The sequence below is a fragment of the Streptomyces sp. CB02959 genome (genome assembly GCF_002803155.1).
Classification (GTDB): domain Bacteria; phylum Actinomycetota; class Actinomycetes; order Streptomycetales; family Streptomycetaceae; genus Streptomyces.
On record NZ_NNBP01000031.1, the window covers coordinates 58,087 to 70,586 of the forward strand.

Here is a 12,500-nt window from a genome sequence, read left to right on the forward strand (position 1 = left end):
CGCAATGCTGTCGATGTCGTCCGGGACCCTCACTCCCCTTCCTCTGCGTGGTGCATTGCATCGGTGGCGGGCGGAGTACCGGCGTGTGCGCACGGCTGCCTGCGACATCCGTGAGCACCGTTGTCCCACACGCCGGCCTTGGCCCAGCGGCACTCCGGCCTGCCCGTAGACGCACGTCCGCCGGCCGTCGTCCCTCGACGTCGTCACCGGCCTTCGTACGGGGTGCTCGGGGGCTGGGAGTGCCGCTCAGCGACGGGCTGTGCCATGCCTCGGTACGGCCCGCACCCTCGAAGGACACGTGGCGATGATTCCTGCTCTTCTCGGCCCGGCCCGTGGCAAGCGGACCGCAGTGGACAATGAGCAACTGACCAGTTTGGCGCTGGCGGCGCGGGACGGTGACCCGGTCGCCGTCGAACGTTTCATCCGCGCCGCCCACCATGACGTGTGGAGGTTCGTAGCGCGCCTGAGCGGCGACCCGAGCAGCGCCGACGATCTCGCCCAGGACACGTTCCTGCGCGCCCTCACCGGCCTGCCGCGATTCGCCGGACGCTCCGGCGCCCGCACCTGGCTGCTGTCGATCGCCCGCCGCGTGGTGATCGACCGCTACCGGACCGCCGCCGCCCGTCCGCGCATCGCCGCCGTCGAGGACTGGCAGGCGGTCGCGGAAGCCCGGCAGCCCAGCGGACTGCCGGGCTTCGACGACGGACTGGCACTGACCGAGCTGATCGACGCGCTGGACGGCGAGCGGCGCGAGGTATTCGTGCTCACGCAGTTGGTCGGGATGCCGTACGCGGATGCCGCGGCGGTCGTGGGCTGTCCGATCGGTACGGTGCGCTCCCGGGTGGCCCGCGCCCGCGCCGACCTCATCGGCTGGTTGAGGGCTGCCGAGACCTGCGCGGAAGTACGCCGAGTGGTCCTGGCGTGAGCGGCTCCGGTTCCGGGTGATCACGGTGTTGCCGGTACGCGGCCCCATAAGGCGGACAGCACCCGCCCGGGCTGGCGTACCGGCAACCTGCTGGCGCACTGCCGCCGGCCTCTGACGGCCCGCACTGGAAGAAGACCGGTACGACCTCCACGCTCACCGAGATCGTAGTCGAGGGTGAGGCGGGTGGCCTGGGTGCCCAGACCGGGTCTGCGGGCTCCTCCAGGCAGGCGGTTCTCGCTGGTGGGTACCAGCCGGCCCGGCCGCTTCCCAGAGTGACGTGAGTTCGTCGAGCAACAAATCGTCGACCTGTTGGCGGCAGGTGCCGGTGAATGCAGCATGGGACAAGGCCGTGCTGAGTAGCTCGTGGTTCACACCCTGAGAGCTCGCACGGCTGCCCTCATTTCATGCTCGGGTCCCCGGGATGCGTCCGGGTGGCTGCACAGGAAGAGCCCGGCGCTGAGCAGGACGAGGTTCTTGACGACGAATTCGCCAGTCATGGTCAGCTGCCAGGGGTCGGCGTGCTGGAAGGCGATTCCCGGGAGAAAGACCAGAACGCTGAAGGTACTGAACATGTGGGCGGCGAACAGAGGCAGCAACCACTTGAGGCGGCGTCCGGACAGGAACCAGAGACCTACGACGATTTCCAGGCCGCCCACCGCAGAGACGAACCAGGTCGGGGTGGTGAACGGCACGGCATCGCGAACGAGCTTGCCCACGGGGGTGCAGTCGGCTGCCTTGAGGGCCCCGAACCATACGTAGACAGCCCCGAGGGACAAGCGCAGAGCAAGAAGCCCATGACGGTTGAGCTGGCGCAGAGCGAACGTAAGTGACGGCATACCTCTTCTCGATTTCGGCATGCAGCGATTCGCCTTCCAAGATCTTCACAGCCGGTTTCGCCATGCGAGTCCCCAAAGGAATCGCCATGGCACACATCCGGCGAATATTCCCGGCCTGAAGGTTCTGGGCCTTCGGCTACCGCCGCCAACCCAGACTTGACGATCGAAACCGCAATGATGGTTCGACCCGACAGTGGTCCCGGCGCTGCCCCAGCTATCAGCTGGCATCGAGCCGGCGTGCGGGCATCCGCGCACGTCGGCAATCCGCCCATCGACCCGCGTGAGGGGACAAGCGGTCAGCAGCAGACCGGACGTACCGGCGGGCCCCTGCGGAAGACGGCGTATCGCAGCGGCCACGTGCACAGCCGCCGAACGGGACCGTAAGCGGCCCCGGGACGTACAGGGGAGGTCGGGCCGACGTAGGTGAATGACCGCCGAGCACGCCGCAGCGGCGCGAAGACGGAGGCGACCAACGACCGGCCCAGGCGGAATACCGCCGCCTCACCGCACCATAGCCACAACCCGCAGATCAGCGCGGCCAGGCCATGCGCAAGCCCCATGCCGAGGGACCAGGAGTGTCCGGTGGCCGCCATGCCCACGGAGCCGCCCATGCCGCCCATGCCGTCGTGCGCGGCCATCGGTGCAGACGCGGCGGATGCCGTCGGCGACTGCGACAGGCTGAACGCCGTGTGCAGCACGACCTGCGCAGCCACGGCGGAGCCGGTGACCACGAGCGCGCCGCGCTCCCGTCCGGTGAGCCACCACGCGCCCACCGTGGTCGCGGCGAACGCGTACGCCACCGCCCGTACGGGCGCGGTCTGACCGGACATCAGCGCGTGCCCCAGAGCAGATGCCACCACACACACCGCCGCGAAGACAGCAGCACGTGAGAGGCGGAGACCAGGCCCAGGGGTCACGGCCGCCAGCGTAGTACTCGAAGCACAGATAAATGGGGTTTGAATAGTATGTTTCCGAATTTCTTGACATATCCGGGTAAGCGCGCACCGTCGTCGCGCTCACAGTCGTCGGCGGGTGACCCGCAGGGCTGTCCGGAACATCCACCTCACGTCATCGTCGATCCGGGCCGGGTGTCGCCGACTTGAGCAATGTCGCTGCCCGGCGCCTTCGAGATCGCGCCCTGAACAAGAAGGGACCTGTGATCATCGAGCAGAGGTCCCGTTTGCCGCAGCGCGCTCAGCCGCCAGCGCTGGGTGGTCGAGCGCACCGTGTGCTGGCCGGCCGACTGCCGACGCCTGCACCGCCGTTACGGGTGCCAGGCCGAACGCTTCCTCGCCTTCGTCTGCATAGCCGCAGCCCTCATCGCTACCGCCGATTCACCAACTGAAACAACGTCATGGCGCCCGACGCCCGGGAGTCCTTGGCGCCGGGGCTCTCGGGCGTGCCCCGGGGCGTGGGTGCCCGTTGCCTCACCACACCGGTCGGATCGGTCCGTGAGGTGCGATCCGGGTCAAGTCGGTGACCAGTTCGGTGAAGCGGACCTCGCCCAGCGCCTCGCGCCACGGTGCGACGGCCGACCGCGCTGCCTGGTCGGCGACGCGGGTCGCGGCCCGGCCGCGCTCGGTCAGTTCCAGGAGTTTGGCGCGTGCGTCGCCGGGGTGCGGGCGTCGGTCCAGGTATCCGGCGCGGACCAGGTCCGCGACGAGTTGGGCGGCGGCCTGCTTGGTCACGCCGAGGTGTTCGGCGAGGTCGGCGGTGGTGGCGTCACCGGCGGCGATGCGGGCGAACGCGAAGCCGTGCACCGGCCTGAGGTCCTCGAACCCTTGCTGGGAGACGCGGGTGTGGATCTCCTGCACCAGGCGACCGGAGAGTGCGAGCACGAGCGCGGAGAAGGCGAGGGCGTCATCCATGCCTTGACTATAACTGGTCAAGCTGCTTGTCTATATAGACAAGTGACTTGACCACCTGGAGGTTGCCATGCCTTTCGTCCGCAGTACGGAGACCGTCGTCCACGAGATCCACGGAGCCCGCTTCACCTCGTACCTCCGCCCGGCCACGGGCAGCGGGGACCTGGCCGGCTGGCGCGCCGAGATCCCCGCCGGAACGGTGGCCCCCGCTCACGTGATCAGTCACGAGGAGGCGTTCTACGTACTCTCCGGCCGGCCGCAGTTCAGCATCGACGGCGAGACGGCCGAACTGGGCGCCGGCGATGCGGCGGTGGCCCCCGCCGGCTCCGAGCTGTCGTTGAGCAACCTCACCGACCGGTCCGCGGAGATCTGGGTCACCACCCGTGTCGGCCTCAACGCCACGCTCCCCGACGGCAGCACCCTCACCCCGCCGTGGGCCAACTAGCTCGACTCCGTCGGGATCTTGGAGTTTCCCGGTGCGCCAGCATGATCAGCGGGCATGCTCGGGGCTGTTTCGAAGACCGATGCAGTTGTCGAGGTGTCCGTTGTCGCGCCGTCCCCGTTACGGCGAGCAAGTCCCGTCTCTGACGAGGCGGGCCGTCTGCGCTGGCGCACCGCCGCCGGCGGCGGCCCGCCGCCCTCCTCCTCGGCAATCGTCTCGCCCTACGACACCACGGCGCGTTGCGTCCGTCACGGGCACATCATCAGCTGGAAGGGGTTCGCCGCGCCTGTCACCGAGACGTGCGCCTCCGACAGCGTCAAGGTGATCACGGATGTGGCCACCTCCTCGGCCGCCGCGAACGACGCCCAGGCCCTCCCCGGCATCCACACCCGTCCGGCGCGTCGCGGGTTGCTGCCTGCCGAGCACCTGGTCGAGGGCGGCTACACCTCTGTGGTCCATCTGGAACGAGCCGGCCCGCACGGACCCGGGCGGGAGCATCGCGCGGCCTCAGGCCCGCGTCAGCTTCCGCCGCTTGCTCAGCAGCACCCCCGTACGGGCCAGCACCATCGCCAGCGACATGAAGACGAAGGTGTTGGCGTACACGTCCTGCCCGCTGAGCTCGTAGTCGATGCTGAACGTGATGATCCCCTGGCTGAACCAGTGCTCCGATCCGTACGCGAACAGCACCCGCGAGCTGGAGATGACGATCCACAGCACCCCGTAGCCGATCCCGCCAGTGGTGTAAATGCCGCCGTCGGCGGCGCGTTCGGCGGGCAGCAGCGCGCCCGCTATCAGTCCGCAGATCACGCCGATGCCGATCCCGGCGAGCTGCATCGAGATGTCGTTCCCGCCGGTCGGCAGCGAATGCACGAACAGCGCGATGACAATGGCGACGGCGATCAGGGACCGCAGCATCCGCATATTGGTGAGCCGCCGGTGACCGAGGTCGGTGGCGAGGATGATGCCGAGAATCGTGACGCTGGCGATCAGCGCGGTCAGGAACGGGCTGAACAAAGACGACGTGGCGCTCATGAAAGGCGAGATCTCCCTTGGCACTTGGCGCATATTTCCGCTGCGCCGATGTCCTCGACGCTATGACCGGGCGGCGGCACCCGGCGTCGCCCGACCGTGGGAACCGGCTGTCCACCGACCAGTGGACAGCCGGCCATGGCGGGGGTGGTAGGACTGGACAGGTGCGCACTGACACCCAGGGGAACGGCGAGGGCCACGCCCCCGAAGCACGGAGCCGCTGGTTCGGCCTGTGGGACGGATACTTCGCCGTCAGCTACACGGTCACCACCGTCCTGCTCTTCAACACCGGCGGCGACCCGCTCCGGCGCGCCCTCGCCATCGCCGCACTGACCCTGCTCATCCCGTGGTACGCGGCGCTCGGCCGCGGCCTCATGCTGCACAGCGGTGCCGACCGCACCGCCGGCCCGCGTCACATCACCTTCGTGGCAGGGCTCTTCCTTCTCTTCGCCACCGCCACGGCCTGCGCCATCGGCGGCTCCTTCGCTCTGTTCGCCGTCGTCCCGATGGTGATGATGGCGCTGCCCACCGCGCCCGCGGTCGCGACGGCCTCACTGGCCAACCTCACGCCACCGGCCGTCGTCCTGCTGACCGGCGGAGACTGGCGCGCGGCGCTGCCGCTCTCGCTCCTCGGCATCGCGCTGTCCGTACTGCTGGGCCTGTGGATCACCGAAGTGGTCCGGCAGAGCCGGGAACGCGGCAAGCTGATCGTGGAGTTGCACCGCAGCCGCGAGCAGCTCGCCGCGATGTCCCGCCAGGCCGGCATCGCCGCCGAACGCGAGCGGCTGGCCCGGGAGATCCACGACACCCTCGCACAGGGCCTGACCAGCATCATCACCCTCGTCCAGGCCGCCGAAGCGGAACTGGCGAACCAACCGGAGCTGGCGGCCCGGCACCTGGCGCTGACCGGGCGGGTGGCCAGGGAGAGCCTGGCCGAGGCACGGGACTTCGTCGCCGACCGCACCCCTCCCGCACTCCGCGAGAGCTCCCTGGCGCGTGCGATCCGCCGGCAGGCCGACGCGCTGTCCGAGCAAGCCAGGATGACCGTGCGCTGCACCGTCCAGGGCGCCGAACGCCTGGTACCGATGCCCGTCGCCGTCGTGCTGCTGCGGTCCGCCCAGGAATCCCTGGCGAACGTCCGCAAGCACGCCGAAGGGGCCCGCACCGTGACCGTCGCCCTGGCCTACGAGCCGTACACGGTCCGCCTCACCGTCACAGACGATGGCGCCGGCTTCGCCGCCGACCGTGACCACGCGGGATACGGGCTGCGCGGCATGCGGACCCGTGCCGAGGAGATCGACGGACACGCCACCGCCGACAGCCGACCGGGTCGGGGCACCACGATCACGATCACGGTGCCCGCGGACCCGGGAGCCGAGGACGAGCCCGCGGACGAACGGTGACCCGGCAGACCGGCAGACCGGCAGACCGGCAGACCGGCAGAGCAAAAGACCGGCGGAAACCACCGTCCGGCAAAAGCAGTTGCCCGACCGAGCAACTGGCCCACGAGGCAACAGGTGAACAAGGGATGGCGCGGGGAGCGATGAACCACCACACGGTGCCCGATGACGCGGCGGCGGACCACCCGATCCGGGTCCTCCTCGCGGACGACCACCCGGTCGTCCGCGAGGGCCTGTCCGCCATGCTGGAATCCGCCCCGGACATCACCGTCGCCGGACAGGCCGCATCCGGCGAGGAAGCGGTGATCCTGGCGGGGCGGCTGCGACCCGACATCGTGCTGCTCGACCTGCGGATGGGCGGGATGGACGGCGTCGAGGCGACCGGGCACATCCTGCGCCAGGCACCCGGCAGCAAGGTCGTCATCGTCACCACCTACGAAAGCGACACGGACATCCTGCGCGCCGTGGAGGAGGGCGCGGCCGGCTATCTCCTCAAGGGGAGCACCCGGGCAGAACTCATCGACGCCGTACGGGCGGCAGCCCGCGGAGAGACCGTGCTGACCCCGTCGCTCGCTCCCAAGCTGTTCCGCTCGCGGACGGTGGAGACCCCACCGCTCTCCGACCGGGAAACCGAAGTGTTGCGACTGGTCAGCCAGGGCCTCACCAACGCGGCGATCGCCACCAGGCTGTTCATCGGCGAGGCCACCGTGAAGACGCACCTGCTGCGCGCCTATCGGAAACTGGACGTGACGGACCGGACCGCGGCCGTCGTGACGGCCCTGGAACGTGGCCTGATCTGATCAGCCCCCTGCGGATCAGGTCCGTTGCGCCAGCGCCAGGGCACGTTCCGCGCCCGCGGCGAGCTCGGCGACGATGTCGGTCGCCGAGGCGGTCTCGGCGATGAGGTCCAGCGCCTCGCCGGCCCATACGGGGACGACGTCGAGACCGTCCCTCGGCGTTCGCTCGGTTCGGTAGCACGCCGACAACCTCGCACCGCTGCTAGGCCGGTCCCTCACGTGCCGTTGGCGCTGGCGTTGCCTTGAGCACCAGCGGCGCCGCCAAGAAGTTGCGGCGCGGAGTCCACGGCTCCGTCCAGGCCCTCGAACGCGACATCCGTGCCTGGCTGGCCGACTGGAACGACAACCCACGACCGTTCACCTGGACCAAGACCGCCGACGAAGTCGCCGCATACTGCACACGAATCCCCGACTCAGGACACTAGAGCAGGCCGAGGGACCGCAGGTCGGTGGCGTATTTGCGGATGAGGTCGGCGGACAGGCGGGGGACGTCCAGGCCGGGACCGTGCCCGGTGGCTCGTACGGCGGTGCGGAAGTGCTCGGCAGGGAGGCCCGGACCGGGGACGGGATCCTCGGGCTGTGCCACGGCGTGCAGCAGGGGGAGCAGCGAGTGCGGGCGCTGTTTCTCCGGCAGGGCGCGGAGGGCGGTGGTGAAGCGGGCGAGCCAGGCGTCGTAGTCGTCGATCCGCCGGATCGGGTGGCCGGCCTCGATGAGCCAGTCGACGAAGGTGTCCAGTGAGACACCGTCGTCGTGCGGGTTCAGTACGTTGAAGGTCCGGTAGTCCTCGGTCGCCTGGGCGCTCAGGCAGGTGAGGGCTGCGGCGGTGAAGTCGACCGGCAGGCCGTCGTAGTGGGCGCGGGTGCCGGCGGCACGGTAGAACGAGCGGGGCGCGATGCCGGTTGCGAGGAGACTGAGCAGCAGGCGGGTGAGGATGTCGGGGACGTTGACCTGGCCCGGGTACCTGCTGTGGGCGAGGAGGATGTTCGACCGGAAGGTGGTGACCGGCAGCCCGCACCGGTCGTGTGCCTCCCGGAGCAGGACCTCGCCGGCCCACTTGCTGGTCGCATAGCCGGCTGCGTAGCTCTCGTCGAGGTGCCGCACCGGGATCGTGTCGCGGATGTCGGCGTTCTCGTCGAGCGCCGTGGCCGGTGCGCCGAGGCCCACGGCGACGGTGGAGAGATAGGTGAGGGGCTTCAGCCGCGTGGTAAGCGCCAACCTGATCAGCTCGGCGGTGCCGCCGACGTTCGGACCGAACAACTGGTGGTAGGGAAGTACGTGGTTGACCAACGCAGCCGGATGGACGATCAGGTCCACGGTGTTGGCCAGCCGGTGCCAGGCATCCTCGTCCAGCCCGAGGTGCGGCTCGCCGATGTCGCCCGCGAGCACTTCCAGCGTCCCGTCGGCCGCGTCCCGGAAGCGCCGGAGCAGGGCGCCGTCGCCGCCGTTGAAGGCCGCCTCCAGCCGCTGTGCCGCGAGGGCCGTGCTGCCGGCCCGGACGACGCAGATCAGCTTGCCGCCGGAGAGTGCCAGGCGCTCCAGCCATTCCAGGCACAGGAAGCGGCCGAGGTAGCCGTTGGCCCCGGTGAGGAGGACGGTCCGTACGGCACCGTCGGGGCGGGGGAGGGCTGGGGCGGCGGTGAGCGTCGCGGTGTCGAGGAACTTCTCCAGCGAGAGATCGGCGGCGCGGACGGTGGTGGCCTGCTCGCCGTGTACGGAGGCGAAGGTGGGGCGCCGCGCCCCGGGCCGGCGTGCCGCCTCGATGTATCCGGCCACTCCCGCGAGGTCGTTGGCGGGGCTGATGACCACCCCGACCGGTACCTCGACGTGGCAGATCTCCTCCAGGAGCCGGGAGAAGGACAGAGCCGAGAGGGAGTCGCCGCCCAGGTCGGTGAAGCGGGCCGCGCCGGTCGGGGCGGACGGTCCGGAGTGCGCGCCGCCCAGCAGTGCCTGGGCGGCCCGGATGACCGTTTCCAGCACCGGGCGGTCCGGTCCGGCCTGCCGCAGGGCGCGCAACTGCCGTGCCCGGCCCTCGTCGAGATCCGCGTACAGCTGCTCCAGGGCTTCGCCGTAGCGCTCCCTGAGTCTGGGGCGCAGCACCTTGTGACTGTCGGAGAGCAGGCCGTTCTCGGGGCTGAAGGGCTCGGTCTCGATCAGGAAGTCGCGCGGAATCTCATAGGAGTTGAGTCCCGCTTCCCTGGCGGTCCGCTGGAGGGCCGTGCCGAGCAGCGCCTTGAGTGCTTCGGTGTCCCCGTCGCAATCGGCCAGTGCGTCCGGGGCGGGCACCACCACCGCGAGCAGGAAGGCGCGTTCACTGTTGCCGTGGACGTAGGTCTGCCGGATCAGAGGGCTGCCGGCGAAGACGGCCTCCAGGCGGGAGACGGCCACGAACTCGCCCTGGGACAGCTTCAGGGTGTCCTTGGTGCGGTCGACGTGGACCAGCCGGTCGGGGCAGATCTCGGCCATGATGTCGCCGGTACGGTAGTAGCCGTCCTCGTCGAAGATCTCGGCGGTGAGTTCGGGGCGCCTGTAGTACCCGGGGATGAGGGTCTCGGACTTCAGCAGGAGTTCCCCACGCGGGTACGGCAGGTCGGTGCGGTAGTAGCCCAGTTCCGGGACGTCCGCCAGCTTGTAGTCGATCACCGGTGGCCGCTGCACCACCGTGTCCAGCAGCACCCCGCCGGCTTCGGTGGAGCCGTAACCGGTGTACAGGTGGATGCCGAGGCAGGACTCGACGAAGGCTGCCAGCTCGGGCGACACCGGCGCGGTGCCGACGAACGCCTTGGCCACCCGGCCGCCCAGGAAGTTCTCCCGCAGATCGGTCCGGACCGCGGCCTCGACATCGCCCGGTTCGCCGGCGCGCCGGTCCAGTTCGCTCTGGTACTGCTGGAAGAGCATTTCGCAGACGCGCGGAACCATGGTCAGCTCCGTGGGCCGCACCAGCGCGATGTCCTCGAACAGGGTGGAGAGGTCGCTCCTGGCGGTGAAGTAGCCGATGCCGCCGCGGACGAGCGAGCCCATCAGCGCGTAGCGGCCGGCGAGATGGCTCTGCGGCATGTAGAGGATGCTGACGGCGGTCACGTCGTTCGCCGCCCCGTAGCTGAAGCCGTACCACGCGGTGCCGGCCAGCCGCTGGGTGTACATGGCCCCCTTGGGCGCGCCGGTGCTGCCGGAGGTGTAGATGAGCAGCGCGAGCGGATCGTCGCCCGGCTCGGCGGTGAAGAGGGGAGGCGGCGGCAGGGCCCGGCCGCGGTCGATCGCCTCGGCCAGCGTTTCGACAGCCACGGGGCTTCCGGCGTCGGCCAGGCGCTGCCGGGCGGTGGCGAGGGCCGCGCGCTCGTCGGCGGCCTCTGGGCGGTGGTCGAACACGATCAGGCGCCGGACGGAGGGAGCCCCGAGGACGGCTTCCACGGCGGTGTCCAGCCGATCGACGCTCGCGGCGAGGGCCAGTGGCCCGGCCTCCTCGATGATCGGGGCGAGTTGGGACAGCGGCGCGCTGTACTGTAGGGGCACCGCCACCACGCCGATGTGCAGACAGGCCAGGTCGAGCGTGGCGTAGTCGGTGCTGGCGAAGCCCAGGGTGCACAGGCGCTCGCCCGCGCCCAACGGGTGCTCCGGATCGTGGTACCAGCGGCCGGCGACCGCCCGGACCCGAGCCCACAGCTCGCGGTAGCTGAGGGTGTCGAACCGGGGGAGGAGGCGTCCGGTCACCGGGTCCCTGGCGCGTTGGCCGAGGGCCGGGAGGTCCCCGTGGCCCTCCATGACTGCGGCCATGACCTCGGCGAGTTGCCGGTCCGGGTCGACGGCCGCCAGGGCCTGGGCGAGCCCCGTGCCCGGATCGTGCACCGGCGCGGTGTCCACGCTCGCCTCCAGTCGTTCGGCCATGGTCAGCCCTTCCGTGACGTCCCGGTGGTGTTGGTACGTTGATGTACGAGCGAGGGGGCGTCGCCGGGCCCCTGGCTGTCGAACTCCCGGATGGTTCTCACCAGTTGACTGGCAGTGCGGCCACGCCGCGGATGAGGCGTTCGGTTCGCCAGCCCAACCGGTCGGCCGGAACGGCGAGCCGCAGACCGGGCAGCCGCTCGATCAGGGTCTCCAGGACGACCCGCAACTCCACTCTGGCCAGCTGTGCGCCCAGGCAGTGGTGCACACCGTGCCCGAAGGTGACGTGCGGGACGGTGCCGCGGTGGAAGTCGATCTCGTCGGGGCGGTCGAACACCTCGGGGTCGCGGTTGGCCAGTCCCAGCTCGGCCACCACCGCGTCGCCGGCGCGCATGGTCTGCCCGCCCAGCTCCACGTCCTCGGTGGCGATCCGGGTGAAGCCGGCGGTCGCGCTGATCGGGACGTAGCGGGAGAGTTCCTCGACCGCGTCCGGGATCAGTGTGGGATCGGCGGCGAGTTCCCGCCAGAGGTCGGGGTGGGTCAGCAGGATGTAGACGAAGTTGCCGATCTGGTTGGCGGTGGCCTCCTGGCCGGCGGAGAGCAGGCTGACCCCGAGGCTGACCAACTCCTCCTCGTCCAGCCGGTCCTCCTCGTCCTGTACGGCGACCAGTTCGCCGAGCAGGTCGTCGGTGGGATCGGTGCGGCGCCGCGCGATCAGTCCGGAGAGGTAGTCCCCCAGGTCCACCCGGGCCTGCGTGGCCCGGTCCGGGTCGGAGAGCATCAGCAGACCGTCCACCCAGACGTTGAACCGGTCGCGGTCGGCCGTCGGCACGCCGAGCAGTTCGCAGATCACCGTGATCGGCAGCGGCCAGGTGAGGGCCGTGGTCAGATCGGCCGGCGAGCCGGTGTCGACCATGGCGTCGATCAGGCCGTGCACGATCTCCTGGATGCGCGGGCGCAGCTTCTCCACCCGGCGCACGGTGAACGCGTTCGCCACCCGGCGCCGCAGCCGGCTGTGTTCCGGCGGGTCCATGCTGAGCATGGAGGTGCGCGGCAGGCCGACCGCGACCGTGCGGGGCACGTCGTCGCCCACGGCGGCGGCACGGCTGAAGCGCGGATCGGCCAGCACGGTCCTGACGTCGGAGTGCCGGGTGACGAGCCAGGCATCGCCCCCGAACGGCAGGGTGACGCGCAGCACCGGGTGCTCGCTGCAGATCTCGACCAGCTTCGGGTCCAGTTCGAGCCGGTCGGTCCGACCGAAGGGGTACGCCCGCACCCCGTCCCCTGTCGCGGTCATCGTGTCCGTCCTTCCCATGGTGGGGTGCG

12 protein-coding genes and 1 pseudogene are annotated in these 12,500 nt (G+C 70.2%); 5 read left to right on the forward strand and 8 right to left on the reverse strand.

Going from position 1 to position 12,500, the window contains the following annotated elements:
- The first annotated feature begins 304 nt into the window (after nucleotides 1-304).
- Nucleotides 305-925: a sigma-70 family RNA polymerase sigma factor gene (locus tag CG747_RS37520; RefSeq protein WP_100606370.1), complete on the forward strand. Its 621-nt coding sequence runs from the start codon at nucleotides 305-307 to the stop codon at nucleotides 923-925.
- A 368-nt stretch (nucleotides 926-1,293) separates the two neighbouring features.
- Here the strand turns inward: CG747_RS37520 and CG747_RS37525 are convergent, their stop codons facing one another.
- The 3 genes from CG747_RS37525 to CG747_RS37540 form a co-directional block, all read right to left on the reverse strand.
- Nucleotides 1,294-1,641, reverse strand: coding sequence for a hypothetical protein (locus CG747_RS37525; RefSeq protein WP_219621599.1), 348 nt, complete (start codon nucleotides 1,639-1,641; stop codon nucleotides 1,294-1,296).
- A 416-nt stretch (nucleotides 1,642-2,057) separates the two neighbouring features.
- Nucleotides 2,058-2,618, reverse strand: a complete 561-nt coding sequence (locus CG747_RS37530; protein WP_100606372.1) for a hypothetical protein — start codon at nucleotides 2,616-2,618, stop codon at nucleotides 2,058-2,060.
- Nucleotides 2,619-3,188: 570 nt separating this feature from the next.
- On the reverse strand, nucleotides 3,189-3,629 hold the full coding sequence (locus CG747_RS37540; protein WP_100606373.1) for a MarR family winged helix-turn-helix transcriptional regulator: 441 nt from the start codon (nucleotides 3,627-3,629) through the stop codon (nucleotides 3,189-3,191).
- A 67-nt stretch (nucleotides 3,630-3,696) separates the two neighbouring features.
- On the opposite strand from CG747_RS37540, the gene CG747_RS37545 reads away from it, so the two are divergent.
- Nucleotides 3,697-4,071 (forward strand): cupin domain-containing protein, encoded by a 375-nt coding sequence (locus CG747_RS37545; RefSeq protein WP_100606374.1) that lies wholly within the window; start codon nucleotides 3,697-3,699, stop codon nucleotides 4,069-4,071.
- 245 nt (nucleotides 4,072-4,316) lie between these two features.
- On the opposite strand, the gene CG747_RS50130 is transcribed toward CG747_RS37545, so the two are convergent.
- Together CG747_RS50130 and CG747_RS37555 are read right to left on the reverse strand one after the other, a co-directional pair.
- Nucleotides 4,317-4,451 carry a hypothetical protein gene (locus CG747_RS50130; RefSeq protein WP_257980995.1) on the reverse strand — a complete coding sequence of 45 codons (135 nt, stop codon included), beginning with the start codon at nucleotides 4,449-4,451 and terminating at the stop codon, nucleotides 4,317-4,319.
- 124 nt (nucleotides 4,452-4,575) lie between these two features.
- Complete coding sequence (locus CG747_RS37555; protein ID WP_100606375.1) at nucleotides 4,576-5,100, reverse strand: hypothetical protein; 525 nt, start codon at nucleotides 5,098-5,100, stop codon at nucleotides 4,576-4,578.
- 161 nt (nucleotides 5,101-5,261) lie between these two features.
- On the opposite strand from CG747_RS37555, the gene CG747_RS37560 reads away from it, so the two are divergent.
- Together CG747_RS37560 and CG747_RS37565 are read left to right on the forward strand one after the other, a co-directional pair.
- Nucleotides 5,262-6,500, forward strand: a complete 1,239-nt coding sequence (locus tag CG747_RS37560) for a sensor histidine kinase (RefSeq protein ID WP_257980996.1) — start codon at nucleotides 5,262-5,264, stop codon at nucleotides 6,498-6,500.
- A 140-nt stretch (nucleotides 6,501-6,640) separates the two neighbouring features.
- Nucleotides 6,641-7,297 carry a response regulator transcription factor gene (locus CG747_RS37565; RefSeq protein ID WP_100606377.1) on the forward strand — a complete coding sequence of 219 codons (657 nt, stop codon included), beginning with the start codon at nucleotides 6,641-6,643 and terminating at the stop codon, nucleotides 7,295-7,297.
- Between the two features lie 15 nt (nucleotides 7,298-7,312).
- On the opposite strand, the gene CG747_RS48450 is transcribed toward CG747_RS37565, so the two are convergent.
- Nucleotides 7,313-7,483: a hypothetical protein gene (locus CG747_RS48450; RefSeq protein WP_180985873.1), complete on the reverse strand. Its 171-nt coding sequence runs from the start codon at nucleotides 7,481-7,483 to the stop codon at nucleotides 7,313-7,315.
- 74 nt (nucleotides 7,484-7,557) lie between these two features.
- Here CG747_RS48450 and CG747_RS37570 point away from each other — a divergent pair.
- Nucleotides 7,558-7,719 (forward strand): annotated as a pseudogene (locus CG747_RS37570) (IS630 family transposase); the annotation flags it as partial.
- On the opposite strand, the gene car reads toward CG747_RS37570, so the two are convergent.
- Complete coding sequence (gene car / locus CG747_RS37575) at nucleotides 7,716-11,177, reverse strand: carboxylic acid reductase (RefSeq protein ID WP_100606378.1); 3,462 nt, start codon at nucleotides 11,175-11,177, stop codon at nucleotides 7,716-7,718. The pseudogene CG747_RS37570 and the gene car overlap by 4 nt on opposite strands.
- 97 nt (nucleotides 11,178-11,274) lie before the next feature.
- Complete coding sequence (locus CG747_RS37580) at nucleotides 11,275-12,471, reverse strand: cytochrome P450 (protein ID WP_100606379.1); 1,197 nt, start codon at nucleotides 12,469-12,471, stop codon at nucleotides 11,275-11,277.
- Nucleotides 12,472-12,500 lie beyond the last annotated feature (29 nt).